The sequence below is a fragment of the Natrinema sp. CRL1 genome, from assembly GCF_059162405.1.
On the sequence record NZ_JBLVOY010000006.1, the window covers coordinates 17,544 to 40,788 of the forward strand.

Sequence of the window (23,245 nt, forward strand, 5' to 3'; positions counted from 1 at the left end):
GCCCCTGATCAGGCATCGGCGGTCACCTGCTTACGCCGAGACCATGACTCGAGTCGGGCGTCGTCGAAGCCCTCTTGCAGTGCCTTCCGATTTCGGACCTTCTGTCGTGCCCGGCCGTTCCGCCGGCGTTCCAGATGGCTCTGCGGATGGTTCCGTCGGACGTGGAGTTCTCGGACCTGCTTTCGGTGCATGACCACGAGTTCGTCGATTGCGTCGCGATCGTAGCGGGCGATATCGAGGAAGGTCTCGCCGTCGCTCGCGATGGATTCCTCGATGTGGACGACCGACTGCTGGGTTGTCTCGTCGGCCTCGAGCGATCGCGCCCGAAGCCGGTATGATGTCCCGTCGTCGTCTTGGATCCCACCGGTGACCGATGTGAGATCGTTCTCGGCCAGAATGAGGGCGATCCGCAGCCGATCGTCGGCCGTGCTCACGGCGTCGGTCATGCTTCCGACCTCCGCTCAAAGAGTGGGATCGGTTCTGCTGCTGTACGACTCGCTGTCAAGGGGTGTGTGCAGTTCGCCATTTTGATCTGTCGCTATAGGTGAGTGACACTCCATGATGAAAAAGCTACGGAGGACCAAGGTGAAACCGAATGTTGGTCAGGTGGGGACAACTGGGAAATTCGGGGCATTGCAGGGGCTTTGTAATATACTATATTTTTATAGTTCAAGGAAAATGAATTGTCTATGTCCACGGCACCGCAGCCGCGACTCGCCTTTGACATCGAGACGATCAATGCTGAGATCCCCAACGGTGTCGAACGGGATATCGGAAACAGCGAGCACGTCGAACTGTTCTGTGTCTGTGCGGCCTACCAACCGGAGCCGATGAAGCCGATCGAGCACGAAGTGTTCTTCCGGGAGGCCCCGACGCCGGGCGCTGAACTGGACGTGATCGAAGACACGATCGAGTGGCTTTCGTCGAAACCCGGAGAGACGGTGATCACGTACAACGGTGACTCGTTCGATATCCCGCACATGGTGGGGCAGGCGAAGATTGCAGCCGATGCCCTCGGAGAGCGATTCGATGTCTGTGATCGCGTTGAGTCGTTCTTTGAGGACGCCACCAGCATCGATCTCTACTCTCAAGTGTGCGATGCACTGGACGATACGCCGAAGTTCGAAGAGGCGTGCGAACACTTCGAGGTCGATGTGCCGGAGACGCCGCTCGAGGAGTATGATATGGGCGTCGATCCGATTTCTCACCGGCCGACTTACAAGGGACTCGAGCCGATGTTCAAGGGCTACGATGTCTTAGTCGTCGGCGAGCGGTATCTAAACTTCGCGAAGATCGGTGCGACGGACAAGTCGGAGTTTCAGGCGATGCACGAGGCGCTCGAGCACTACGTGACGATGGATGTTCGCCCGCTGTTCGATCTTGCCGGTCGAGTGCCGATCGTGGAATCGAACTGACCGGTACTGTTCTACCTGCGCCGAAAATATCTATCCAGTAGTGTCTGTGATGACTTGGGCACGTTTAGTTAATGAATTTCGTTGTGGGCCTTCGTGGAACTGTGATCTTCATCGTTGTTCCCCCTTCCGTGTCAGTCGCCTCAACGGAACCATTGTGATTAGTAACAATCCACCGAGAAATCCACAGCCCTAACCCACTTCCATGAGTTAGCGGCGTTTCTGTCCCTGTCTTCAAAACATCGGCTTCGTGATCGGCTAGTCCTGGCCCGTCATCTGAAATCCGGATTTCGACAGTATTTCGGGCAGTTTCAATGGTCACGGTGACAGTCGAAGTCTCGCTGCCGTGTTTCACTGCATTCTCGATTAGTTCCTCGACAGCCTGTGCAAAACTTGGCAATACGTTTGCCGTGATTTCTCCACTATAATTGATATATATTGGAGTTGACGATCCTTCTTGTGTGACTGCTTCGACAACATTCTCAACGAGTGCCACAATGTCCGTAGGCTCGCGGTCATAATCGGCGGTGACAATCCGATTCAGGTCGCGTGCCTTTCGACTCAATTCAAGGAGGTCATCGATTTGCCGGAGTGCAATATCACCAGAGGGATCATCCTCTAGTTTGTCAGCCATCCGTTCTGTATGTCCTCGTATGATAGACATGTCGTTCCGAAGGTTGTGTCGAAGCACTCGGTTGAGCACGGTAGCGAGGTCGGCTTGTCTAGTAAGTCTAATTTCATGTTGCCTTCGTTCGAGTTCGCGCTCGAGCAATCGGGTAATGAGTTCTGTAAACAGTATCTCACCATCACTGAAGGCTTTATTTCGTGGCCCTTCAGCGACAAAACAGACCGTTCCAAAGGGCTCTCCGTCTACTACAAGTTTTGTTCCGTGATAGCAGTGGAGGCCATGCGTTTCGAAAGCTGGGTCATCCGCCCATCCTTGCTCTGGGGCATTATGGAGAACGATTTGGGAGTCAGCTGTAATCGTTCGACGACAGTATGTTGTCTCAAGATCGAGTTCCAGACCAGGATAGAATTGTCCGTCTGCTGAGTCAGTACTGGCTATTATTTTCCAATCACCAACCTCTTGGTTAATTCGGGTGAGATGCCCATTATCTACACCTAGATATCGCTTACCAAGAGTAAGCGCATCATTTGCTTTTTCTTCAAACGAAGCATCTCTTCGGATTGATTCATAGAGTTCCTGTCTAATCTCATGTGAAGCTAATTCGCTTTCAGTCATTTCTTGTGTAGGAATTTTAGCTGATTATCCTGGTACTCTGATTGTTGATCTCCCATCACCTCTTTTGTCTTTTCGTTGCTAGTTTCGTTTCGTCGTATCTATTACCGATCTCTATCTCTTTTATTCTTGTACCAAATAATATTGGTATGTGAATGTGGGATATATCTACAAGATTGCATACATGCAATCTATATACCCTGTATTGAACGTAGGTTCTAGGACCAAGAATAAAGAATATGTACTGTATTTGTTACTATTCACTGCCTCGAGACCCGGCACGTCCAGAGGAGTGACCACGGTCGCGGTTCTGCAGCAGCCGAAACCACTGCCTCGACGAGTAACACCACTTCGTCAGTGAATCCTGAGAGAACAGTCACGTTCGGGACCCAGCGATCGATTCGGTGGCGCGCTCGATCGCCCCACCCTGCGCTCTCGGTGATCTCGAGCGATTCCAAGTCGCCGTTTGCGTCAGTGTAGGTTCGCAAGATGTGTTTCTCACCACCGTTGCGAGTGATCACGTCGCCATAGCGGGTTTCGCCGCCGACTGTAACCGCATCGCTGTTTCGCCAGTGGACGGCGCTCTTGGGATCGTAGTTCTCGAAATGGACCGTGATACCGACGTTCGTGACCGTCGTGGTGGAAATACTCGGTCTGGTCTGTCTCGAGTGTTACGGGGTCTCCGCTGCCTTCGAAATCGGTCGTCTCGTTGTCGGTCTGGACGGCTGTTGTGCTCGCGAGTGACGGGGAGACGGGGCCGTTGGACTCGAGATTCGGCTGTGGTTGGTCGGCCGTCGCTGCAAGGCCAGTCGGTACGACTGCAAGCGCGACGAGTGAGACGGCGAGCATGACCTCGAGCGCGAGTGCTCGCGACGCTGTCCGCCGCTCTGGTGACATGAGCATTGAATTGGTGCGGTGTATGGGGTGTGTACTTGGCGACGTACGATACACCGCGGGACAGTGCGGTCCCGGCGATCGCTGCCCGCGTCGAAAGGACAGGTATTCGAACAGTAACAGCCAGTGGTGATTAAAATATCGAACGTCTAAGCTTCGGTGCGAATCGTGTCTAATAGGTGAATTGATCGATCTGGCTCTGTTGAAACACTATTATTTGGATGTGGTTTGTGTGAAATACGTATTTACTACACCTGCACACTTACCAAACTGCCTGATTCAATTTCAAGAGATGGTATGAGGGAACAAATTGTGCTACTATCTACTAATGGATAAACGAGCGAAGCGTATCATCACCATACCTATCCGTATTTTGTTTATAACAACCACTCACTCAGTGCAATAGCATTGCATGGACGACCTCACGGGATTCCAACGTGACCTGCTATATGTGATAGCTGGCTCCGAGCAAGAACCATCAGGACAGGATATCAAGGATGAGGTGGAAATCTACTACAGTTCTGAAATCAACCATGGAAGGCTGTATCCGAACCTCGATACCCTCGTAAACAAAGAGTTGGTCGAGAAAGGACAACTGGACAGGAGGACGAACTACTACGCTATTACGGACGGAGGTGAGGAACTCATCAAAGAAAGAAGTGAGTGGAAAGCTCAGTATATCAATTGAACCTTACCCGTGAAATTGAAGTTTAGATTTGGCGATGCCAACAACATCAAGGACTCTATATACAGTCAATTGAGACGAAAACCTATCGTATTCACCAATACTGACCGCAGGGGTTCCTGAACCTATCACCCTCTAAGAATTTCAACGACCTCTGGATCTTGGTCTGATCGGTCAGAACTGGTCCATCAATTTTTCAGTCCGCTCTTTGCGGGCCTGTCGTTCGTGAATCTCGCGGGTGTTCTCGAGGTCAAAATCGATCTCTTTCTCCGAGCCGGTGCCCTCTACGGAGACGATTCCGCGCTTGGCCAGCGGCTTGATCCCTTTCTCGAGGTTTGAGTCCACCTGAATGTCGATGTCGCGGGCAATTTCCGCTCGCGTCGCCGGCCCACCACGTTGGAGAACCCCAGCGACGACCGCGCGTACGTAGGTCGGTGAGCCCTCTTCTTTGGCCTCCTCGATTGCTCCCTGTACGACTTCGTCATCGACGAAGGCCTCGTAGTCCTCTGGGACGGTCGGACCGGCCTGTTGCTCAAGGTCCGCGATCGTCGCCTCGAGTTCGTCGATCCGTTCGGTTTTGCGCTCGAGTTTCTGTTGGACCCGCTCGGAGCCGTCGTCACCGATATCCATCGAGAGGGCGTCGGCCATTCGTTCGACGCCTTCGTGCAGTTCATCCAGATTCTCGACTGCCTGTTCGTACTGCTCGAGGTCGGCGATCCGGTCGGCCTGTTCGGAGACCGTCGCTTCGAGTTCCTCCGCGCGTTCCTGCAGGCCATCACGCTCCGATCGGAGCCGGTGGATTTCCTCGTTTTTCTGCTCGCGGATCTTGTCGACCTGCTGTTGGATTGCCTCGCCACTCTCGCTATCGGTCGTCGACGTGAGTGCCTCCGTAAACTGCTGGGCCATCTCCGTCATATCGTTCGCTCGATCGAGTTCGGACACTAACTCAGCGATCCGCTCGTCTTTTGCTTCGAGTCGCTGCTCGAGTTGGGCCACCCGGTCTTGGCGGCGCTGTTCGCGATCACTAATCGCCTCAAGTTCCTCGGCGAGATCGTCGCCGATCGATTTCAGTTCTGGTTGTTCGATCTCCTCGAGTCCGGGCGTCGCGCCGGCGTCGAACGTGCGCTTGCGCTTGAATTGGATTCGGTCGATGGTATCCGTCCAGTCGGTCTGGACGAACGCTTCCCCATCCTCGAGATCGGCGACTGTGTCGGCGTACTCCCGGTCGGTCACTCGGCCGAGGACTTTCGTATCGTTGTCCCAGGTGAGTCGATGCCAGACGAGCCAGTTTGCCTGCGTGATGAAGTCTTTTTTTACGTCTGCTGGGCGCTGGCTGATCCCCACGATGCCGAGGCCGCGTTTCCGGCCACGTTTGGAGATCTTGATCAGCATCTTGCCCGTCTCGTTGAGCCCGCCACCTTCGGGGATGTACTCGTGGATCTCCTCAACGACGAGCAAGAACGGCTTCTTCTGCTGCTTTTCCATCGCGAAGAGATGGCGGGCCGTTTCTCGGATCAGATCGTTGGCATCATCCGCATTGAGAAAGCCAGAGACGTCGAGGATGATCGGGACATTTTGCTCGAGGGCGAGCTCGGCGAGTTTCGCAGCGTGCTCTGGTCCGACCTGCAGGTCACACTGGTCGTCAGCGCCGACATGGAGCATTTCGTAGCGCTCCTTGAGCCCGTAGTACTCCCCGTCGGTGTCGACGATCAGGCACGGGTAGCCGTTCTCGAGGAGTTCCTCGATAACGACACTCGCCGAATTACTCTTCCCAGATCCCGACTTCCCAGTGATGAATCCGCGTCCGGTGAGCACGTCGACGACCGGGAACGAGTCGCCGTCGACGCCGACGGTGATCTGTCTATCTCGGTCACCGGATCCAGACTCCGACTCGGTGTCGGAATCAGAATCGGTATCCGCGCTGTTCTCTGAGGGGTGTGTGCCGGCTTCCATACTGTTAGAGAGCCACTCACCCTTCAAAGAGATTCGCCACTCCAAGCCGACTGGCGCTTCGAACCGGCGGATTCGGTGGGTATCGGACCCGAAGGTTCTTTGGTTAGTACTAAGTACTAACGACATGGCGAATCAGATCAAGTCCTCCGGCGCTGCGGGGTTCGCGCTGCAAGTCACGAAGCCAGCCCGGGCGTCGGGGCTCGTCGAAGAAAACTCCGAAGGAGAGGCAACGTCGCTGGCTGATGTTCGCGTGTACGCGTTCGGCCACTTCTTGCTCGTGATCGGCCTCGATGCAGTGTCGAAGGCACATACGGCGGAACTGGTGGTTGCAGCCGCGAACGATACGAAGAGTGTGCATCGGGCGATGGATGCGACGATACAGATCGCCGGAAACGGGTATCAAGTACAGCTTCCGCCGGCCGAGGACGCCGGATTTTCGAGGGGCGATCGGGCACCGTGTCATCCTGCGCCGGGCGTAATCGCTATCTCGAGAGACGATGGGACCTCAGCGGGGGCCGATGCAGCGCGGCTTGCTCGAGATCTCGTCACGATTCGGAAGCAGCAGTAGAACGTTTTCCGGTCATCTATAGTCGCTGGTGGCAGTTCCCAGCACAATTCCTTGTATCGGTCCGATTCGTGAAACGCCAGTAGTTGGTAATATGGTTCCTTTCTTTAGAACTGAGAGTGAAAACAGCGGTAAGTACAGGTGCTGGTGTGATCAATCGGGACCTGTTTTAACTCCCTATCAAATTTAAGTAGTCTGGTGGAGTCGGGAGTTCTTAACGTATGGGTGGAGACCAAAATCTTCTCGTTATCTGTGACCGATGCGGAAACGCATATGCGGCTATGACCACTGACGATGGAGAAATACTCCCGATTGGGGCTCGAAATGGTTGCAGATGCGGCGGGACATCGTTCTCCCACGTAGATAAAGAAGATTTTGAGGAAGCTACTGACGGTGACTGATTAGTACGCATCTGTAGTTACTGAATCGTCCGATTCAGTTTCAAGTCTATATCTGAATAAAGAAATCGTGTTACTATCTACTGCTAACCACTGGCTCATCATCGAATTCGACGAGAACTTCATACCCAGCATAATGGAATGTAACTTGACCGGACCGCTCAATCCCATTTGGGGTCGTTGCAAATAGATCGTCTAAGGCGTCAGGATTGATGGCCTCAAATAATGGAGGGAGATCCAAGGGATCCACATTGCCCTTTTCAGATATATGGTCAATAACTATTGCTGAAGGTGATTCCTTTGTGTCTATATTGTCTTCCATAGTGGGTTGTTTTCACAGAACGATTAAAAAATGATGGGACGTTTATTTCTAGTGGCGATAGTCAATGTGCCTATCTGTTCTTAGACCATTATGGTTTATGCATCTGCGTTAGGTTATCACACACATGGTTTCTGTAGATGACACACTAGATATATTACATAATAAACGGCGGCGGTACATACTGTACTACCTCAAGGAACAGAATGAGGCAGTTCACATAGACGATGTCGCGAAAGCGATCGCAGAAATGGAAGCGGAAACGGCATCAGGAGAACTGTCTGAAAGGGATGTCAAAGAAATTAAAATAACGTTACACCACCAAGACCTACCAAAAATGCAGCCGCTTAAATTCATCATATTTAATGAGGATGAACAGAGAATCAAGCTCACTGACGAACCGGCCGAATTTGACTTGCTCTTCACAGCTGCAAAGGTGTTAGAACAACCAGATAGCCCGTAATATAGATCGCCATACTCTCCAGTTTCAGAAGAGATGATCAAATCGTCAGTACGAAAAAGAGACAATCCTCCTCTGTCAATAAGAAGGTGTCTTGACTGATCTCTATAGAGCAGTCGTAGATGAGGTCCAATCACTGAATGGCCGGAAAGTGATCATACTTACCGTCAAAGAGCCGAATCATCTTCCAAAACGATTCATGGAAATAACGTCGAATAGAAAAATAGAACAGCTGAACAACCTGATTGAGTCGCAGGTTAACGCGTCGGGTCACAAGATCGGATGGGTTCCAGTCCAATACGATGCAGGCTGGAAGATCGCGTGGGATGAGATCGGGGAGTAACGTCGCTCTGTTACTAGCCTTGCTCTATCCTCAACTTCTTAACTACATCTCGATTACGCTCTTTGTCGCCAAAGCGAGCCTCATATTCTCAGAGAGTAAACTTATCCCCGAACAGTAGTTGGAAGGGTTGGTATTGAAAAGTACGATATCACGCTGCTCGAGACTGTCGCTGTATTTTGAAAGTAGCGGCCCTGTTGAAACCCTCAGTAGATGATATATTTCGGTGGTCGTGCTGAATACAGAGCGCGAGTCGGTCGCTACTGATTACTGAGCGACTAGCAGAATTGCCAACCGGGGACGGGAATCAGCACCGTGCAAATTCGAGGGGTTCTTGCTGTGCGGAGCCATGCGTCAATAAGAGAGGACAGTTCATGCAGATACGATCGTTTACTGCTGGTGATGCTGATGCTGTCTACGAGGTCATCGACAGGCATTCGACGGGCGGACGGACGAGTCACGCATCGTACAGCGACTACACGACGCTGACAAGGCTGTCGTCTCGCTTGTGGCAGTCGAAGACGAACGAATTGTGGGCCACGTCTTGTTTTCTCCAACGCGTGTAGAGAATCAGGGAGCGGATGTCGAACTGGTCGGGTTAGCACCAGTTGGCGTACTACCTGACAATCAAAACGAGGGAGTCGGGTCGTCGCTGATAGAGCGTGGTTTCGAGGAGTGTCGTGACGCCGGTGTTGGCGCTGTGGCCGTTCTGGGCGATCCAGAGTACTATTCTCGCTTCGGCTTTGAACGGGCGAGCGACTACGGGATTGGTAATGAGTATGGTGCTGACGAGGAGTTCATGATCAAATAGTTATACGAAGGCGCGTTAGACAGCTTGGACAGAATCATCACGTATCAACCAGAATTTCGACACTATTCAGTAACGGACTTGAGGTACTCATGACGAGGGAGAGGATTCGGTCGTGGCTTCGACAGAATCCATCCGACCCGAGACATTCGGATCCTCGTCGTCACTGAGATCGTCCCGTGATGTCAATAGCCATATTGTCAAACACCCGATCTCAGGGTCCACCCCCATTGTCACACCATTCTGGGGAAAGAGGGGTGCTTGACGCCGGCCTCTGGCTGGCGTTTCTCAAGACGCCAAATCAATTTGGAGAGGAATATATCTGTAATGATCGTATACTAACGAACACGGCAGGCGGGCTTCCCCATCCCGACTCTGCCGTTCACCCCCACTACTCCCCTCCTGTTTCACACGTACCAGAACCAGACCTTTATCAGTGAAGCCGCGGCCAACATCAGCGATGCTCACTGATCGACAGGAAGACCTCTTCGTCGCCGTTCACTGACCGAGTTCTCAGTCCACTATGAACGGGTCGGTCCCGAACTCGCCGAACAAACGTGGCAGCTGGCCGCCGATTGGCTTGTCGATCACGATGTCAAACCGCTCGAGGCCGTCGACGCGCTCTGGGTCGACAGTTAGTATAGAGGAGGATAATAGGACAAGAAGAACGTAAGGGGCTATGAGCAGGGAAATTGCATTAGGAATAATCGGCTCTGTTGAAACCCTTAGCAGTTGATACAAACGACGTGCTGAATCCAGAGGATAAGTTTGGCACGACGACTCCGGTTGTTTCACGTCGAAACCGGTGAACTCCCCCACTCACTACACATGCATATCGAATGGACCCTTAAAACCATAATAGATCAACACGTTTGGGAGCTATGGGATACACGTTCCGGGATTGGCTTTCATGCCCTAGCTGTGAAAGACAGGAAAGTGCACGGATGATGGCTCATAAGACAGATTTCGTTCTTGAGTGCTACGACTGTGGGCAAATGTCAGAATACACAATTGGTAGAGATATGCCTCTTCAAAACCTCGATATTGATGCGGTCACCGAAATCATGCACGAGGAATAAAAACAAAATGGATTTGAGAAGGGTCTACAATATAATCGACCACTCGTGTTCGCAGTTTCGGCACTGGAAGCTCGCGTTTGCAACCCCTTCTACAACGTACTTTTCGACTAATTCACCTAGTCCACTGTCACATTCTGGGCAACAGGCGTTCATCGCAGCTACTGGTAGTGGTTTTCTACTAATAAGCTCAATTCCCACACACGTGGTTGTCCAAAATAATGAACAACAATATTGCGCCAGTTGCGAACTACAACTAGGGAGGGAAGCGATTAAGTAGTGAACAATAACTCAGATACCTAATTTGAGAGAGAGAGAGAGCTACACATATCGGTATGTCCTTGCCCTGTACTTACCGTGAGTTTCGAACTAAATTCTGAATAAAGAAACCGTATTACCATCTACTGTTATTTATAAATACGGGAGTCCGGCTCAATAAGTTACCAGGCAAACGCAAGTATCCTCGTTATCACTTCATACGGGATATACTACTTGGAGTTCATTATGAGTGATACACCAACCAACAGTCAAAGGGACCCCGAATTCACCGAGGGTACCGAAACCGGGACCAGTCGTGATATCTTGAACACGGACGCGATGCAGTGGCTGAGCGCCCTTGTCACCCTGATCGGATTGTACCTCGTCGCCTCGCCGTTTATCTTCGAGGCGACAGAAGCAGCGACGTGGAACGATACGCTCGTCGGAACAGGTATCTTTCTGCTCGCCGGGTACAACTTCTACCGACTGTCGAAGGATCGATTGGCGAGTGTCGGCGTTGCATCGCTGACTATCTTGCTCGGCCTTTGGACGGCGATCTCACCATCCATCATCGAGATGGGGAGCAGCGAACTCGCAACCGGGACCGCACTCTCCGGTCTAACTGTCGCTGTCCTCTCGGCCTACAACGCATACGCGAATAGAAAAGCCGACGCACCGGACCACGTCCGCACTCGTGCCTAACTCACCTAGCGACTCCTCTTTTAAAATTCTTGGAGCATGCCGGAGCCCGAATACGGTCCGGACCGGACAGTTCTCCTTGCGGCAGGGATGTGTATTCCATACGCAGATGTAGTTACCGAACCACCCTAATTCATTTTCAGACATCGTTCTGAATAAAGAAACCGTGCTACTATCTACTGTTATGGGAGTCGCTCGAGATCACGCTCCACGATTTCCATCCGTTCGAAAACGCCAGTATCTCGGGTATCGAATCGGCTTCCGTACGCGAGTGCGACGTTTTCCCGACCCTCGAAGTCGACGATCGACTCGACGTCTTCGCCTTCGCGGGCTTCAACGAGAAGTCGGTCCTCCTCGCGAGCGACGAGCCAGACCAGTGACGATCGGCGCATGGCGATAATCGATTCCTCCATGTCTTCCGGTTCGACCCAGAGGAAGACCGTCGACTCTAGGTCGTCGGCTGGGTTCTCGAGTACGTCCTCAAGCGTTCGTTCTCGGTCGTGGGCCTGTTCACGGGTCATGTTTGATCGCCTCACGCTCTGGTTCTGGGTCTGGTTCTGATCCAGTGCTGTTCTGATCGGATCGGTGCAGCGAGAGATTCGTGACGTGCTCGGCGTACTGCAGTTGGTTCGCGTCGTGTTCGAGCACCTCGCCATCCTCGTCGAATCCGACATAGATCGGGCACCGGTCGTCTGATCCAGTCTCGAGCGCACCGACCTGTCGGTAGTCTTCGCCATACCAGGGCGTCGACGAGACAGCGACCTCGTCGCGATGGTTCATCAGCATGTACCGGTACGCGGCCTCGGTCGCGAACGAGCGCGTTTCGTATAGGAGCGTCCAGCCGACGTGCTCCCACTCGTCGCCCGTCTTGTCGGTGATCTTCGCTCGCCACAGCGCGTCGTTGACCATCGGTTCTCGAGTCTGCTGTCGGGCGAACACCTCGAACTCGTTGCCGTCATCGAGGAACCGTGAGAGAATCGCTGCGTGGCCGATCGCCTCGTGGCGAGTGTCGAAGGTCTGTTCTCCGAGGGTGTCGGGTCGGTGGGCAACGTACTCCCAGCCAAGGTCTTGACTCGAGCTCATGCGAAGTCCTCGATCGTCGGTTTGGTCGGCTTCGGTTCAGTTTTCTCGTGGGGCTTGCCGCAGCGCTCGCAGTGGGGGACGCCGTCTTTGATCTGAAATCGGTTGCACCCACAACTGCATTGTTCGCCGTCAGTGTTCGATGTTCGGTCGTGGGCGAAGTCATCGCGAACGCGGATCGTTCCCGGCGTGTGTCGGCCACGGTGACCGGCACTCACCCGGAGCCGGCACCCGTGTTTTGCGATTTCGTGAACGACGGCCGGCGGAATCGAGATCGTCGGTGACGGTCGCGTCGGGAGTCCCAGCGGCTCGAGGAGGACCTCATAGCACGGTCGCGGGTCGCCACCGTCGAAGGCCACCTGTCCAGCCTCGTTGATCGCCGCCGGTCGGAACGTGTAGTCGTCTAAGCGGACGCACTCGCCCGTGTGTGTTCGTTCGATGCCACCGCTCAAGGTTGTCGTCGTCTTCCCCTCGCCGTAGTTCTGACTCGGCTCGATATCGTGAGCCACGCAGGGCAGCGCGTTGATCGAGTCGCGGATGTCGGCGGCTTTGTCGGAGTTCATATCTCACCCCGCTTCCGTCTCGACAGGCCCTCTGCGAGTCGCTCGGTCTTTCCACGGGCAGACTCGCGCATGGACTGGAAGCGGCCGGGCCGATTCGACCAACTGCGTTCGTCCCAACAGAACCAGCCATCGTCGGGATAGCAGTCGGAGATGTACGTGTTCCGGTACCCTTTGACGAACGAGTCGACTTCTGGGGCGTGGACGTAGCCGCGATAGTACGTCTCTCCCTCGCCGTAGTTCGTTGGGCCTCGAGTGTGACGGCCTCGTTCGAAGTACTCCGTGACCCGGAGGAGGAGACACGTCAGTCCGTTTTCCTCCCACTGGTCTTCGATGACGAGATCGAGCAGTGACGATCCCGGTCGGTTCGGGCGGACTGTCCACCCTCGAATCGATCCCTCACCGTCCCACGTTCCGGTCTCAGCGTCGGTCGTAGGTGGCGTCATCATCGGATCGTCGAAGACGCTTCTGTCGTCTCGAGATGGATTACGGCCACTACTCGGCATCGTGACCACCGTCGGACTGTTCGGTTTTCGTGTCTCGTGGTCGGTTTGAGACCGTGAGTTGACCACTAAGAATATGTGTCCGGTAGTGGTTGTTTCCTGTAGTCAGAATGGGAGAGGAGGGGACGGACGAGGAAATCGTTGCCACCTGTACTAATTGTGGCTCTGTATATCCCGCCATTCGGTTGCCTGACGGAGAACTAAGGCGACTAGGGAATCGACCATATTGCCGATGTGGATGCGGATCACTTGAGAAATTAAATGATGATGACTCATAGCAGACCTGTTTAGTACCGTTTATAGACTGAGCGCTATCACCCATTAGAATCAGCCTCCGGAAGTTCGCTACTTTCGTCTGCTGAACACTCCAAGCAGATACGGACATACTCGGCGTTCAACATCGCACGCAGTTTCTCGGTACTTGAGCTTGCCTCTGGACTGAGATCATCCAGTGGAAAATCCAGCTTCTCGCCTGCATACTGCCCTAACGACTCGTCACACCAATCACAGGTGCCGTCGTGACGATGACGGCCGAGTTTCATCTTCGGGACACAGATTGTCATCCCGACCGCCTTCGCAAGCACGATTCGCGTTCGTTCGAAGCGATATTCGCTGCTCGAGGTACCCGCCTCTATCTCACCCGTCAACACCGATCACCTCGATTGTCGTCACGGGCTCGTGCGTCTGGAGGATATCCGGCTCACTGGTTTCCTTGATCGCCATCCCGTACTCTCGATCGTTGTGTTTGAGCACGTAGCGACCGCCGCTGTGGGCCTCGAGATGGACTGTTCCATCTTCGTCGACGTAGTCAACTCTCATCTCGTCGACGCCGGTCGCTGTCGGGTCGGAATCGTTGACCGTGATCAATAGCCCCGGCTGCATCGCTCGGCAGATATCTCGGTACGGATCCTCGTCTGGACGGGACGCGTCAGCGGACGTCGTCTCGTCACTCATCGCCGTAGACACCTCGTTCGAGTCGGAACGATCCTAACTCGGCGGCCAGCAGCGACTCGAGATAGTCTTCGTCGGCGACCGAGACTGTCTTGAGCGCGTCTGCGAGTGAGGCGTCGACGTTCTCGTCAATCTCGCGTTCGTAGCCCGGCTTTTCGGGCACCTCCTCTCTGGACAGCCGGTCGCTCGAGGGGTCGGTGATCGACGTGATCTGTTCCTGGTCGATCTCTTCGGGCGAGTCGGCGCTGTTCGCGAGGACGGTCACCTGTGAGTCTCCAACAGCGATGATTCGGCCGTGTTCGTGAGACTCCGTCGCCATCGAGTAGTACTCGATCCCGACGCCCTTCGAGAGTCGCTGATCGACTGATTCCGAACTCATTGTCCGTCTCCATCTTCGAAGCCGGCACAGACACGGCAGCGATGCTGGTCGCTTGCAGGATTGTAACTGACGGCTTTTCGCTCGCCGCAGTTGTCACACCCCCACTCATCGACTTTCGAGCGGAGGTCCTCGAGTTCTTGCCGGATCAGTTTGGCTTCGTGAGCGGAGAGGTCCCGCGTGACCTCGCCCCGTTCGACGTGCTCGTAGGGCCACTCTTCGTCAAGCGGGCTTGTTTCTAACCCGGCGGTCGTCTCGATCCCGTTTCCGGTCCCGGTCGCGGCCTCGAGTTCGATCTCACCGAGGCTAAATCCGAGCGCGTTCGCGATCGCCCGCACCTTGTCCCGTCGGTCACTGGTTGAGTGTTCGAGTATCTCGTCGGCCGCAAGCCCCAGTTGCAGTGATCGTCGAAGGGTTCGTGTCGTTTCCTCGCCGTAGGCGAACGACGTTATCGAACCGTCGTCGATCTGTGCGGCGAATACGATCCCGTCGGCGTCGATGTCTCGTTCTGGCTCGTCGTGGTCACTCTGCATGGTTTTCACCGTCTCCGTGGTTGTGTTCGTCGTCGCTCTCTTCCCGCGCTTCTTTGGCCGGCTTGGTCTCGAGGACGGCCGGACAGAAGATACACTCCTTCCGCCACTCGTCCTCCTCTTGATTAAGCCACCAGTTGAAGACTCGGTGGGCGCACTCCTCTGCACGCGCTTGGACTTCTTCTGGGTGCCCGTCTGCGTAGAATTCGACTTGATCATCGTCGATGTCCTCAGTGATCGACACTGCCATCACCTCCATCGTAGTCGGGGACAGGATCCTCGCGATAAACGACCGGCGTGTAGCCGTTGGACTGTTCGGCCCAGCGTTTGGCCTTGGCTTCCGCAATCGCTCGCGACGGCGCTTCGGGGAATACCGTCTGATCCGTCGAAACACCGCCCATCGGTGTTTCCGTGACCGAGATTTCCCACTGATACCAGTTGTCCTCGAATTCCGCCGCAGGGACACGCTCGATCGAATTCAGCGATTTCGTCCAGTCCTCGTCGACCCACTCGTCGCCGATTTTCTCGAGAAGGCGCACGCCGCCGTCACCGAACGTGCGTCGCTGGTGCTCTTCGTCGTCCGTGAGCTCAACACGGTAGCGATTGAACTCGGCGTAGTCATCGCCGGCGTCGTCAACCCAGAAACTCGCCCACTGGACATCGCCTTCGAGAGAGGGGAACTGGACGTGGACGCGGTCGCCGGCTTCGAGGGCCTGTACGATCTGTGCCCATCCCGGGCCGTCGACCCGCTGTTCGGCGTCTGCAGTGGACTTACTCACTGGAACCACCGGCCTTCGAAGCCATTCGGATGTTCTGTGATCGGATTTCGTGCTGCTCTTCGAGGAACTCGAGACCCCACTCCGGAACCTCGTCGCGATCGACCTCTTCGTACTCGTCTAACTCGCTACGGTTGACGCCGATCGGCACCTCGAGATCCGAGTCCTCGAGTTTGTTCGCCGCCTTGATCGCCATCTCGCCGCGGACTGCAACGACATCTGTGCTATAGGCGTGCTCCTTGACGAACCAGCGGTCGACGAGGCTCTCCTCATCGGACATCGATACCAGCCTCCTCGAGCCACTCGCCTGCGCGTGTATCCGAGACGATGTGGTCGCCCTCTGGGTCACGTTCAGCCCGTGTTGGGTAGAGTTCCGTTCCGGCCTCCGTTTTGAACGACGACACCGACTGATCGCTGTGTTTCTTCTTCGGCGAGACGACACCGCTGTACTCGGTTCCGTATCCCGACAGCGTGTATCGCCAGTACCCACTCTCCCGGTCGTCCCACTCTCGTGATTCGACGGTGAACGGCTTGTCTCGGCCGTTGAGGTACACCTCGTCGCCCTCACGGAGCGAGAGAAAGAGGTCTGCAATCCACGTTTCGGACTGGATCTCGTCGATAGTTTCGGCTGAACTATTTTCAGCCATGATCAGTCCTCCGAGCTAATACGCGGCGCGAGCATCTGCGTGACCTCGCCGTGGTACTCGTCGTCCTCGGCTTCGATATGCTCGAACTGGATGAATACCGGGAATTCCTCTCCGATTTCGAGACGCACCTCGGCATCGTCCGGGATCACCTTCGCGAAGTCCTTGAGATAATCCAGTGAGAACAGCGAGTCGGCTGGCCCCATCTCGAGATCGATAAGCTTCTCTCGGGTGAGCTCGAGATCGACATCGTCGGTGTCGCCCTCGGCGCTGACGATGAACGCGTCCTCACCGTCGTCAGTTTGGCCAACCTCGAATCGGATGTGATCCGAGACCATATCGGCGGCCGTGACCGCTCGCGTGATATCCCGGCCCTCGAGCGTGACCGCTGCAGGGAGATCGAGATCCGGAATGTCCGGCTCCTGTCGGATCGAGTCGGGGTCAATTAATGTCAAGGTGTACTCGAGACCATCAATGATGATTTCGAGTTTGCGCGTCTCCTGGTCGAGTTCCATCGAGACGAGGTCGCCCGAATCGCCGAGGCCCAGAATGTCGGTGATCCGGCCGAGATCGAGGCCGATCACGCCGCCGGTGCTCGAGTAGTGGTCGAACGCTGCTTCGGGGAGTTCCTCGTTGACCATCCCAACGTTCGCCGGGTCCACACCACAGCCCTCGAGCCCGTCCGGGTTGAGATGAACCGTCATCTCGTCGAGGATCGGCGTGAACTGCTCGAAAAAGTTGAGGACCGTGTCAACATCGGCCCGGCACGCGAACCCGCCAGCCTCGGTGGTCAGATCCGGGATCTGTTCGTCCTCTGCTGTGGCTTCGTCTTCGGGTTCGGACTCGGGTTCGGGCTCGGATTCCGTTTCAGTCTCCGCGTCGACGGGCACGTCGGTCTCCGAGCTATTGTCGGCGTCACTCTCGGCGCTCATTCGAAATCGGCCCCCTCGATTTCGATTTCAGCTGCGTTGAGATCGGTTTCTTTCCAGTCGTCGGGGAGCTCGAGCACTTCAATTTCGTCGTGGTCGTCGTCGACGGTGAGCCGGTTGCCCTCGTGGACGATGTGCTGGTCAGACTGCGATTCGTCTCGCTGTGTCGTGCAGTCGCCGATCGCTCGGTCGACTGTATCCTGCGTTGCGTTCATCAGGGGTGTTGTGCCGTTCTAAAGCACACGTACGCCCGCGGAGTCGAACCGCGGTCACGCGCCCACGAACGCATCGTGGTACGTGAGGCCGTCGCGCATGTTGTTCGATATTGCGACTCCGATCCTATCAAGTTTCCTGCTACTCGAGTGTTGTCTCTTTCCGGACTTGATCGCCGTATTTCTCGAGGAGTTCGTCGAGGCTGGTCTCGATCATCGAGTCCCCATTTTTGCGAGCGAGCACTCCGAGTTTCACCAGCGGTTCGACATCAGTGTTCTCGGAGCGGCTCATGAGGGATCCAGCGGCGGCTTTCAGACCATGTTTCTCGAGCCAATTCCGAATCGTCTCATCCGAAATTTCGTCGTCAAAGACTTCGCGGGCGATCGTTGTGGCCGCGTACCCACGCTCGTTGTGGTAGTGATTGAGGACGGCCGCTCGCTGGTAGTCCCCATCGGCAGCCGACAGCGACTCGGGATCGAACTCGAGATCAGGATCGGTGTCGGTGTCAGTCTCGGGAAGATCGGGAGTGTCGTCGTCAGTCTCGGGCTCTGACTGAAAGGCCCCGATCTCCGCTTGCACGGACGACATCTCAGGCCTCCTCGTCCAGATTGACGACTGCGTTCGCGTCGGCCTCGATCCACGCGTCCCCATCGTTGCTGTCCTCTGCGATACAGAGGGCGTTCGCGTTGGGGTCGTCAATTTGGATCGCCGTGAGTGTCGGCCGCTCTGGGAAGGCGTCGTTCGATCCCGTGTGTTGATTGTCGGCCCGATTCGCCCGTTGCACCGTTTCCGGTAGTGGGTTAGACTCGGTCATGGTCACCATCGCGGCTCGGCCGCGAGTTATCCACACCTTATATCTCCAGCATCTTTAATGCTTGCTATTGTCCATGCTGATAGCGTTGCTATCAAAATCTATTTACAATTGGTGGCGGTAGAAACCAGTAACGTGGTGACGATCTCCTACCCGTGAGTCTCGATCCAGACGCTATTGATGATCTCTATGCGGCAATTCTCGATTATCTGCAGGCGGGACAGGAAAACGGAGAGCCATGGGGACGTGCGACGCCGGCCGTGATCTTGTGGCATCTCGAGGAGATTGGCTTCGAGCCCCTACCGGTTCGGCAAACAGTGAACAGTCGTCTCAAGGACCTCGAGCACGCTGATCACGTCCGGAATATCGGCGGAAAAGGACTGTACGAATTCGTTTCGGATCCGCGCGACCAGGACGACAATAGCGAAGATCACAGAAGATGATATCATTGCAAATTCAGATGCAATATTAGAATTTACCGACAGATCCTACTCTGCTCACACATCTAGTGGGCCTTGTTTAGACGGTTAGACTCGGTTAGTCTGAGGAGTGTTCCACTAGCATCGTAATACTAGTAGCTCCAGAGAAGTACCAAATTTACTAGGAACTGAATCGGGACGGGTTGGGTGTGCAAACCAAGACCTCCCGCTTCGCAGAGACAATTGTATCGCTCGCCAAAAAAGCCGTCGCTGGCGAGCCAGCTCCGGCATACCGACCCGGAAAAGACGGGTATGCCGACTGGGTAATTCTCGCCGTTCAGGGATTCAAAGAGTACCTCAGTCACAACTACAGGAAGCTGATGGATGTTCTGCGAGAAATGCCGAGAGTTGCAGAATCACTCGATTTAACGGTTGAGACGCTTCCTCACTTCTCTACGATCTGTGCGCGCAAGCAAGAGATTCCGATGAAGCGGTGGCGAGCGATGCTCGATGCGTCGGTTGAAATGTACGATCTTGGTGATATTCAAGCGATCGATGCAACCGGCGTGGATCGTGTCCAAGCGAGCCAGCACTACGCGAAACGGACAGATTACACGTTCGAGGCGGTGAAGACCACGCTGCTCGTCGATTGCGAAACGAGTGCGATTCTAGATATACACTGTTCGATGAAACAACCGCACGATACACAGGTCGGCTGGAAGGTGCTGGTGCGGAATCTTGAGAATTTGACGGCTGTAGCGGCCGATAAAGGATACGACTGGGAAGCACTTCGAACGAGGTTACGCGCTGAAAGTATCACACCGCTGATTCCGCAACGTGGCCCGGGTTTCCGAGGATGGGCGAGAAACTTGCTCATCCACGATCGAGCGTATAACCAGCGTTCGAATGCTGAGTCCGTGTTCTTCGGCTTACGACAGCGATACGGTGAGACGCTGTGGGCGAGAACGTGGTTCGGTCAATTCCGCGAACTTGTCATGAAATCAGCGGTGCGAAACATCGAACGCGTAATCGAGGGGATAGACCGCTGAACAATGGCGTCTAAACAACGCCCATCTAGTGCTTTCGGTCATTGGGGTTCACGCCAGAGCCGGCCAAAAATAAATTCTGACCGCTCGCCCCGACTATACGATCAGTCAGCAGGCTGGGGCGTTCGGCCAATGTTGACGACCGGCTCCATTTCGTGGGCGAAGTGCATCAGACTCCAAACGGGGGAGCGCTTTGCGCCGGCGGCCAGAATGTCGGCCTCCTCTTCCGAGAGGTCGCCGCTTACCTCGATTTCGACGCGGATGTTGTCGAAGGTCTCCTCGGAATGGTCGATGTCGTGGATCATGAGTACCACGCGCGGATCGAAGTCTAGCCGAACGGTCGTTTCGAGATCGTCTATGTCGATGCCATTGGCCACTGCGGTGATGCCGACGGCGACGTTCAGGCAGCCGGTGAGTGCGGCGAGTGCCACTTCGATCGGCTCCATACGATCGGTGGGATCAATGAAGCCACCGGCTTCCTCGACCTCTCTCCATGCCCCTAACGGCAGGGTGTACTCTCGTGTCTCTCGCTGGATCGATTCTCCACCAAGCGTGTATTTATCGACCTTTGCGAGGCTGTGAAAGAGCCGCCCTTCGTAGGGTGCACGGGCACCGAGTTCCATTTGGACATCCTCGGGGTTCGCCGTCGCGTGCTCGAGGAATTCGTGGAACTTCTCGAGGTCGACTCCTTGTGTTACTGTTTCTGTCGGTTCTGTCGTTGCCATTGGTCCTCCTCTCCAATCCACGGCAAAATACCTCCATTTTTGACTAGCTGACTCCCGGAAGACATTCGGCTGTGGATTGGCTTCGCCTACGACGAGAAATATAATAAACGTTCGTTATAAATATACGGAGTGTAAGTGGTGCTGATTGCCTCGTGTTCGATACTTCACGCGAAAAAGACTAGTCGGTCCGTAAACCGCCTGAACTGAGGAGATAGTGTTAAGGTAAAATAGGCAAGATTCATCTCGTCACTGCCCCCGATGAGAGAGGACATAACCGGGCTTCTTCTACCCATACATTCTGGCGGGTTATACCCAGGGTAGAGTGATCACTAGCCGTCATTTTGTTGGAGCCGATGTTTCAGGGAGGGAAACACCCGGGAGCGAGGGGACATTGAGGTCAACCCGGCGGAGGAACTGGGCGTTAATGGCGACGATGACTGTACTTAGCGACATCAAGAGCGCACCGACGGCAGGAGACAGGAGGATTCCAATTGGCGCAAGCACGCCTGCCGCAAGCGGAATAGCAAAAACATTGTATCCCGCAGCCCAGACGAGGTTCTCTTGCATCTTGCGATAGCTCGCCTTACTAAGTTTCACAAGGCGGACGACGTCAAGTGGGTTGTTCTGCACGAGGATAATATCTGCTGATTGGACTGCGACGTCAGTCCCACTCCCGATAGCGATTCCAATGTCTGACCGGCTGAGCGCAGGGGCATCGTTGACTCCGTCGCCAACCATTGCAACGCGCTTGCCCTGCTCCTGAAGTTCGCTGACCTTCTTGTCCTTGTCCTCGGGAAGCACCTCCGCGAAGACAGTATCAATGCCAAGTTCAGCGGCGACAGCATGCGCGACGTCTTCGGAGTCACCGGTCAACATCGCCACCTCGATATTCAGTTCGTGGAGTGCATCCACAACCTGGTAGCTCTCTTCACGAATGACGTCCGCGAGCGCAAACGCGGCGACGGGTTCGTTGTCGCGAACGAGGTAGATAACTGATTGTGCGTTTTCACCTGCTTGTTCAGAAAAGTCGGCGAGAGTCGGTGGAACATCGCTGTCGAGCTGAGAGAGGAGGTTAGGGCCGCCAACGTAAACTGTCTCTCCGTCAAGCGTCGCACGAACGCCGCGACCCTTTAGTGCCTCAAAGTCCGTCACGTTCCGTGCTTCGACATCGCGCTCGGTTGCCGCGTCGCGGATGGCGTTCGCGATCATATGCTCTGAGTCGCCCTCGACGGCGGCGGCGAGGGAGAACGCTTCCTCTTCCGTGAGATCATTCACGGTCGCGACATCGACGACGCCCTGTTCACCCTTAGTAAGAGTTCCAGTTTTGTCAAAAATTATCGTATCGAGTTGCCGGGCCTGCTCCATCGCAATGCGGTCACGGACGAGCATCCCGTTCCTAGCCGCCAGAGAGGTGTTAATGGCCACGACCAGTGGAATCGCGAGTCCGAGTGCATGCGGGCAGGAAATCACCAACACAGTGACGGCTCGTTCGACGACAGTTGCACCGGACGAGGCGGCAATCGTCCACACAATGGCAGTGACAATGGCAGACCCCACTGCAACGTAGAACAACCAGCCTGCTGCACGGTCTGCAAGCATCTGGGTCTGAGACTTGCTCTGCTGGGCTTCTTCAACAAGGCGCATTATACCAGCGAGAGCTGTTTCATCGCCTGTGGCAGTAATACGGATTCGGAGACTGCCGTCACCGTTGATTGTGCCTCCGATGACATCGTCCCCGGGCTCTTTAGAAACTGGGCGCGACTCTCCAGTGATCATCGACTCGTTGACGTCGGACTCGCCGTCCTCGACGACACCGTCTGCGGGCACACTCGCACCGGGACGGACAAGGACGAGATCCCCGCTGGCTAGGTCGGATACGGGTACCTCCTCAGTCTCCCCATTGGTGATCCGTTCGGCTGTATCGGGCATGAGCTTAGCCAGTTCGTCGAGTGCACTTGAGGCCCGGCGGACGCTGCGCATCTCGATCCAGTGACCGAGAAGCATGATGTCGATCAGCGTGACCAACTCCCAGAAGAACGCCATTCTTCCGGGGAAGAGGATGGTCGCCAAGCTGTAGACGAATGCGACGGTGATCGCCATCGAAATCAGCGTCATCATCCCAGGTTCGCGTGCGCGTACCTCGGGGACGGCCATCCGCAAGAAGGGCACACCACCGTAGGCGAAGACGATCACCGCAAAGACCGGGCCGATCCACTCACTACCCGTGAACGTCGGTACTGAGAATCCGAGCCACTCCTGAAGTGTCTCGCTGTACAGGAGGACGGGAATCGAGAGTATGAGTGAGATGAAGAATCGTCGCCGGAACATCTCCTCATGGCCGGCGTGCATCCCCCCATGGTCACCGTGGCCGTCTCCGTGGGAATGATCGCCGTGCTGGTCATGTTTATCCTCTACTTCTTGTCGGGCATGGTGTGGTTCAACTTCGTCTTCAAGTACCGACTGCTCCATCTGCGGTTCTTCCTGCCTCTCGACGTGGTCGGTATGTCTATCACTCGTGTGCTCGGTTTGCTTGTCGTCCGAGTCCTGTGTATGGTCATCCATTGTATCTCCATTG

At 55.1% G+C, this 23,245-nt stretch carries 30 protein-coding genes; 8 read left to right on the forward strand and 22 right to left on the reverse strand.

Translation table 11 applies throughout. The features are described 5' to 3' along the window. Nucleotides 1-8 precede the first annotated feature (8 nt). Nucleotides 9-446, reverse strand: a complete 438-nt coding sequence (locus ACJYUO_RS18325; RefSeq protein ID WP_494346782.1) for a hypothetical protein — start codon at nucleotides 444-446, stop codon at nucleotides 9-11. Nucleotides 447-689: 243 nt separating this feature from the next. On the opposite strand from ACJYUO_RS18325, the gene ACJYUO_RS18330 reads away from it, so the two are divergent. Beyond that, nucleotides 690-1,415, forward strand: a complete 726-nt coding sequence (locus ACJYUO_RS18330; RefSeq protein ID WP_494346783.1) for a hypothetical protein — start codon at nucleotides 690-692, stop codon at nucleotides 1,413-1,415. Between the two features lie 64 nt (nucleotides 1,416-1,479). Here ACJYUO_RS18330 and ACJYUO_RS18335 read toward each other — a convergent pair whose 3' ends face one another. Beyond that, a complete protein-coding gene (locus ACJYUO_RS18335; protein ID WP_494346784.1) occupies nucleotides 1,480-2,655 on the reverse strand; it encodes a sensor histidine kinase in 1,176 nt (391 codons plus the stop codon). A gap of 1,303 nt (nucleotides 2,656-3,958) precedes the next feature. Between ACJYUO_RS18335 and ACJYUO_RS18340 the strand changes: the two genes are divergently transcribed. Further along, nucleotides 3,959-4,234: a PadR family transcriptional regulator gene (locus ACJYUO_RS18340; protein ID WP_494346785.1), complete on the forward strand. Its 276-nt coding sequence runs from the start codon at nucleotides 3,959-3,961 to the stop codon at nucleotides 4,232-4,234. A 171-nt stretch (nucleotides 4,235-4,405) separates the two neighbouring features. On the opposite strand, the gene ACJYUO_RS18345 is transcribed toward ACJYUO_RS18340, so the two are convergent. After that, a complete protein-coding gene (locus ACJYUO_RS18345; RefSeq protein ID WP_494346786.1) occupies nucleotides 4,406-6,184 on the reverse strand; it encodes an ATP-binding protein in 1,779 nt (592 codons plus the stop codon). 124 nt (nucleotides 6,185-6,308) lie between these two features. On the opposite strand from ACJYUO_RS18345, the gene ACJYUO_RS18350 reads away from it, so the two are divergent. After that, nucleotides 6,309-6,752, forward strand: a complete 444-nt coding sequence (locus ACJYUO_RS18350; RefSeq protein WP_494346787.1) for a hypothetical protein — start codon at nucleotides 6,309-6,311, stop codon at nucleotides 6,750-6,752. Between the two features lie 471 nt (nucleotides 6,753-7,223). On the opposite strand, the gene ACJYUO_RS18355 is transcribed toward ACJYUO_RS18350, so the two are convergent. Then, nucleotides 7,224-7,469, reverse strand: a complete 246-nt coding sequence (locus ACJYUO_RS18355) for a HalOD1 output domain-containing protein (protein ID WP_494346788.1) — start codon at nucleotides 7,467-7,469, stop codon at nucleotides 7,224-7,226. 124 nt (nucleotides 7,470-7,593) lie between these two features. Here ACJYUO_RS18355 and ACJYUO_RS18360 point away from each other — a divergent pair, with 124 nt between their 5' ends. Further along, nucleotides 7,594-7,929, forward strand: a complete 336-nt coding sequence (locus ACJYUO_RS18360; protein ID WP_494346789.1) for a DUF7344 domain-containing protein — start codon at nucleotides 7,594-7,596, stop codon at nucleotides 7,927-7,929. 800 nt (nucleotides 7,930-8,729) lie between these two features. Then, nucleotides 8,730-9,077 (forward strand): GNAT family N-acetyltransferase, encoded by a 348-nt coding sequence (locus tag ACJYUO_RS18365; RefSeq protein WP_494346931.1) that lies wholly within the window; start codon nucleotides 8,730-8,732, stop codon nucleotides 9,075-9,077. A 510-nt stretch (nucleotides 9,078-9,587) separates the two neighbouring features. Here the strand turns inward: ACJYUO_RS18365 and ACJYUO_RS18370 are convergent. Beyond that, nucleotides 9,588-9,893, reverse strand: a complete 306-nt coding sequence (locus ACJYUO_RS18370; protein ID WP_494346938.1) for a hypothetical protein — start codon at nucleotides 9,891-9,893, stop codon at nucleotides 9,588-9,590. Nucleotides 9,894-10,654: 761 nt separating this feature from the next. Here ACJYUO_RS18370 and ACJYUO_RS18375 point away from each other — a divergent pair. After that, nucleotides 10,655-11,110, forward strand: coding sequence for an SPW repeat protein (locus tag ACJYUO_RS18375; protein ID WP_494346790.1), 456 nt, complete (start codon nucleotides 10,655-10,657; stop codon nucleotides 11,108-11,110). A 179-nt stretch (nucleotides 11,111-11,289) separates the two neighbouring features. On the opposite strand, the gene ACJYUO_RS18380 is transcribed toward ACJYUO_RS18375, so the two are convergent. The 15 genes from ACJYUO_RS18380 to ACJYUO_RS18450 all read right to left on the reverse strand — a co-directional run bounded on the left by ACJYUO_RS18380 (nucleotide 11,290) and on the right by ACJYUO_RS18450 (nucleotide 18,483). After that, on the reverse strand, nucleotides 11,290-11,628 hold the full coding sequence (locus tag ACJYUO_RS18380) for a hypothetical protein (protein WP_494346791.1): 339 nt from the start codon (nucleotides 11,626-11,628) through the stop codon (nucleotides 11,290-11,292). After that, the gene (locus ACJYUO_RS18385; RefSeq protein ID WP_494346792.1) at nucleotides 11,618-12,190 is read right to left on the reverse strand and encodes a hypothetical protein; all 573 of its coding nucleotides are present in this window, start codon (nucleotides 12,188-12,190) and stop codon (nucleotides 11,618-11,620) included. Before ACJYUO_RS18385 ends, ACJYUO_RS18380 begins: the two co-directional genes overlap by 11 nt. Next, the gene (locus tag ACJYUO_RS18390; RefSeq protein WP_494346793.1) at nucleotides 12,187-12,750 is read right to left on the reverse strand and encodes a hypothetical protein; all 564 of its coding nucleotides are present in this window, start codon (nucleotides 12,748-12,750) and stop codon (nucleotides 12,187-12,189) included. Before ACJYUO_RS18390 ends, ACJYUO_RS18385 begins: the two co-directional genes overlap by 4 nt. Then, nucleotides 12,747-13,193, reverse strand: a complete 447-nt coding sequence (locus ACJYUO_RS18395) for a hypothetical protein (protein WP_494346794.1) — start codon at nucleotides 13,191-13,193, stop codon at nucleotides 12,747-12,749. Before ACJYUO_RS18395 ends, ACJYUO_RS18390 begins: the two co-directional genes overlap by 4 nt. 693 nt (nucleotides 13,194-13,886) lie before the next feature. Then, on the reverse strand, nucleotides 13,887-14,204 hold the full coding sequence (locus tag ACJYUO_RS18400) for a hypothetical protein (RefSeq protein WP_494346795.1): 318 nt from the start codon (nucleotides 14,202-14,204) through the stop codon (nucleotides 13,887-13,889). Beyond that, nucleotides 14,197-14,580: a hypothetical protein gene (locus ACJYUO_RS18405; RefSeq protein WP_494346796.1), complete on the reverse strand. Its 384-nt coding sequence runs from the start codon at nucleotides 14,578-14,580 to the stop codon at nucleotides 14,197-14,199. Before ACJYUO_RS18405 ends, ACJYUO_RS18400 begins: the two co-directional genes overlap by 8 nt. Then, nucleotides 14,577-15,110, reverse strand: coding sequence for a hypothetical protein (locus ACJYUO_RS18410; protein ID WP_494346797.1), 534 nt, complete (start codon nucleotides 15,108-15,110; stop codon nucleotides 14,577-14,579). The genes ACJYUO_RS18405 and ACJYUO_RS18410 overlap by 4 nt, the downstream gene beginning before the upstream one ends. Further along, nucleotides 15,100-15,351: a hypothetical protein gene (locus tag ACJYUO_RS18415; protein WP_494346798.1), complete on the reverse strand. Its 252-nt coding sequence runs from the start codon at nucleotides 15,349-15,351 to the stop codon at nucleotides 15,100-15,102. Before ACJYUO_RS18415 ends, ACJYUO_RS18410 begins: the two co-directional genes overlap by 11 nt. After that, nucleotides 15,338-15,886, reverse strand: a complete 549-nt coding sequence (locus ACJYUO_RS18420; protein WP_494346799.1) for a hypothetical protein — start codon at nucleotides 15,884-15,886, stop codon at nucleotides 15,338-15,340. The genes ACJYUO_RS18415 and ACJYUO_RS18420 overlap by 14 nt, the downstream gene beginning before the upstream one ends. Next, entirely contained in the window at nucleotides 15,879-16,163 is a 285-nt protein-coding gene (locus tag ACJYUO_RS18425) for a hypothetical protein (protein WP_494346800.1), read from the reverse strand. The genes ACJYUO_RS18420 and ACJYUO_RS18425 overlap by 8 nt, the downstream gene beginning before the upstream one ends. Continuing rightward, the gene (locus ACJYUO_RS18430) at nucleotides 16,153-16,530 is read right to left on the reverse strand and encodes a hypothetical protein (protein ID WP_494346801.1); all 378 of its coding nucleotides are present in this window, start codon (nucleotides 16,528-16,530) and stop codon (nucleotides 16,153-16,155) included. Before ACJYUO_RS18430 ends, ACJYUO_RS18425 begins: the two co-directional genes overlap by 11 nt. A gap of 2 nt (nucleotides 16,531-16,532) precedes the next feature. Then, on the reverse strand, nucleotides 16,533-17,459 hold the full coding sequence (locus tag ACJYUO_RS18435; RefSeq protein WP_494346802.1) for a DNA polymerase sliding clamp: 927 nt from the start codon (nucleotides 17,457-17,459) through the stop codon (nucleotides 16,533-16,535). Continuing rightward, nucleotides 17,456-17,671 (reverse strand): hypothetical protein, encoded by a 216-nt coding sequence (locus ACJYUO_RS18440; protein ID WP_494346803.1) that lies wholly within the window; start codon nucleotides 17,669-17,671, stop codon nucleotides 17,456-17,458. Before ACJYUO_RS18440 ends, ACJYUO_RS18435 begins: the two co-directional genes overlap by 4 nt. Before the next feature lie 139 nt (nucleotides 17,672-17,810). Continuing rightward, a complete protein-coding gene (locus ACJYUO_RS18445) occupies nucleotides 17,811-18,257 on the reverse strand; it encodes a hypothetical protein (RefSeq protein WP_494346804.1) in 447 nt (148 codons plus the stop codon). Nucleotide 18,258: 1 nt separating this feature from the next. Continuing rightward, nucleotides 18,259-18,483: a hypothetical protein gene (locus ACJYUO_RS18450; protein WP_494346805.1), complete on the reverse strand. Its 225-nt coding sequence runs from the start codon at nucleotides 18,481-18,483 to the stop codon at nucleotides 18,259-18,261. Between the two features lie 152 nt (nucleotides 18,484-18,635). Here ACJYUO_RS18450 and ACJYUO_RS18455 point away from each other — a divergent pair, with 152 nt between their 5' ends. Further along, complete coding sequence (locus tag ACJYUO_RS18455) at nucleotides 18,636-18,923, forward strand: MarR family transcriptional regulator (protein WP_494346806.1); 288 nt, start codon at nucleotides 18,636-18,638, stop codon at nucleotides 18,921-18,923. A gap of 164 nt (nucleotides 18,924-19,087) precedes the next feature. Beyond that, nucleotides 19,088-19,948 carry an IS5 family transposase gene (locus tag ACJYUO_RS18460; RefSeq protein ID WP_494346932.1) on the forward strand — a complete coding sequence of 287 codons (861 nt, stop codon included), beginning with the start codon at nucleotides 19,088-19,090 and terminating at the stop codon, nucleotides 19,946-19,948. 101 nt (nucleotides 19,949-20,049) lie between these two features. Here ACJYUO_RS18460 and ACJYUO_RS18465 read toward each other — a convergent pair whose 3' ends face one another. Then, the gene (locus ACJYUO_RS18465) at nucleotides 20,050-20,670 is read right to left on the reverse strand and encodes an OsmC family protein (protein ID WP_494346807.1); all 621 of its coding nucleotides are present in this window, start codon (nucleotides 20,668-20,670) and stop codon (nucleotides 20,050-20,052) included. A gap of 336 nt (nucleotides 20,671-21,006) precedes the next feature. Continuing rightward, nucleotides 21,007-23,232: a copper-translocating P-type ATPase gene (locus ACJYUO_RS18470; protein ID WP_494346808.1), complete on the reverse strand. Its 2,226-nt coding sequence runs from the start codon at nucleotides 23,230-23,232 to the stop codon at nucleotides 21,007-21,009. Nucleotides 23,233-23,245 lie beyond the last annotated feature (13 nt).

What these genes read in the sequence shown, in the direction of transcription:
- ACJYUO_RS18385 (WP_494346792.1), bottom strand. Translation starts at nt 12,190, where the DNA reads ATGAGCTCGAGTCAAGACCTTGGCTGGGAGTACGTTGCCCACCGACCC.
- ACJYUO_RS18335 (WP_494346784.1), bottom strand. Translation starts at nt 2,655, where the DNA reads ATGACTGAAAGCGAATTAGCTTCACATGAGATTAGACAGGAACTCTAT.
- ACJYUO_RS18440 (WP_494346803.1), bottom strand. Translation starts at nt 17,671, where the DNA reads ATGAACGCAACGCAGGATACAGTCGACCGAGCGATCGGCGACTGCACG.
- ACJYUO_RS18435 (WP_494346802.1), bottom strand. Translation starts at nt 17,459, where the DNA reads ATGAGCGCCGAGAGTGACGCCGACAATAGCTCGGAGACCGACGTGCCC.
- ACJYUO_RS18405 (WP_494346796.1), bottom strand. Translation starts at nt 14,580, where the DNA reads ATGAGTTCGGAATCAGTCGATCAGCGACTCTCGAAGGGCGTCGGGATC.
- ACJYUO_RS18400 (WP_494346795.1), bottom strand. Translation starts at nt 14,204, where the DNA reads ATGAGTGACGAGACGACGTCCGCTGACGCGTCCCGTCCAGACGAGGAT.
- ACJYUO_RS18445 (WP_494346804.1), bottom strand. Translation starts at nt 18,257, where the DNA reads ATGTCGTCCGTGCAAGCGGAGATCGGGGCCTTTCAGTCAGAGCCCGAG.
- ACJYUO_RS18375 (WP_494346790.1), top strand. Translation starts at nt 10,655, where the DNA reads ATGAGTGATACACCAACCAACAGTCAAAGGGACCCCGAATTCACCGAG.
- ACJYUO_RS18350 (WP_494346787.1), top strand. Translation starts at nt 6,309, where the DNA reads ATGGCGAATCAGATCAAGTCCTCCGGCGCTGCGGGGTTCGCGCTGCAA.
- ACJYUO_RS18330 (WP_494346783.1), top strand. Translation starts at nt 690, where the DNA reads ATGTCCACGGCACCGCAGCCGCGACTCGCCTTTGACATCGAGACGATC.
- ACJYUO_RS18450 (WP_494346805.1), bottom strand. Translation starts at nt 18,483, where the DNA reads ATGACCGAGTCTAACCCACTACCGGAAACGGTGCAACGGGCGAATCGG.
- ACJYUO_RS18345 (WP_494346786.1), bottom strand. Translation starts at nt 6,184, where the DNA reads ATGGAAGCCGGCACACACCCCTCAGAGAACAGCGCGGATACCGATTCT.
- ACJYUO_RS18390 (WP_494346793.1), bottom strand. Translation starts at nt 12,750, where the DNA reads ATGAACTCCGACAAAGCCGCCGACATCCGCGACTCGATCAACGCGCTG.
- ACJYUO_RS18465 (WP_494346807.1), bottom strand. Translation starts at nt 20,670, where the DNA reads ATGGCAACGACAGAACCGACAGAAACAGTAACACAAGGAGTCGACCTC.
- ACJYUO_RS18410 (WP_494346797.1), bottom strand. Translation starts at nt 15,110, where the DNA reads ATGCAGAGTGACCACGACGAGCCAGAACGAGACATCGACGCCGACGGG.
- ACJYUO_RS18340 (WP_494346785.1), top strand. Translation starts at nt 3,959, where the DNA reads ATGGACGACCTCACGGGATTCCAACGTGACCTGCTATATGTGATAGCT.
- ACJYUO_RS18425 (WP_494346800.1), bottom strand. Translation starts at nt 16,163, where the DNA reads ATGTCCGATGAGGAGAGCCTCGTCGACCGCTGGTTCGTCAAGGAGCAC.
- ACJYUO_RS18430 (WP_494346801.1), bottom strand. Translation starts at nt 16,530, where the DNA reads ATGGCTGAAAATAGTTCAGCCGAAACTATCGACGAGATCCAGTCCGAA.
- ACJYUO_RS18325 (WP_494346782.1), bottom strand. Translation starts at nt 446, where the DNA reads ATGACCGACGCCGTGAGCACGGCCGACGATCGGCTGCGGATCGCCCTC.
- ACJYUO_RS18360 (WP_494346789.1), top strand. Translation starts at nt 7,594, where the DNA reads ATGGTTTCTGTAGATGACACACTAGATATATTACATAATAAACGGCGG.
- ACJYUO_RS18470 (WP_494346808.1), bottom strand. Translation starts at nt 23,232, where the DNA reads ATGGATGACCATACACAGGACTCGGACGACAAGCAAACCGAGCACACG.
- ACJYUO_RS18355 (WP_494346788.1), bottom strand. Translation starts at nt 7,469, where the DNA reads ATGGAAGACAATATAGACACAAAGGAATCACCTTCAGCAATAGTTATT.
- ACJYUO_RS18380 (WP_494346791.1), bottom strand. Translation starts at nt 11,628, where the DNA reads ATGACCCGTGAACAGGCCCACGACCGAGAACGAACGCTTGAGGACGTA.
- ACJYUO_RS18395 (WP_494346794.1), bottom strand. Translation starts at nt 13,193, where the DNA reads ATGACGCCACCTACGACCGACGCTGAGACCGGAACGTGGGACGGTGAG.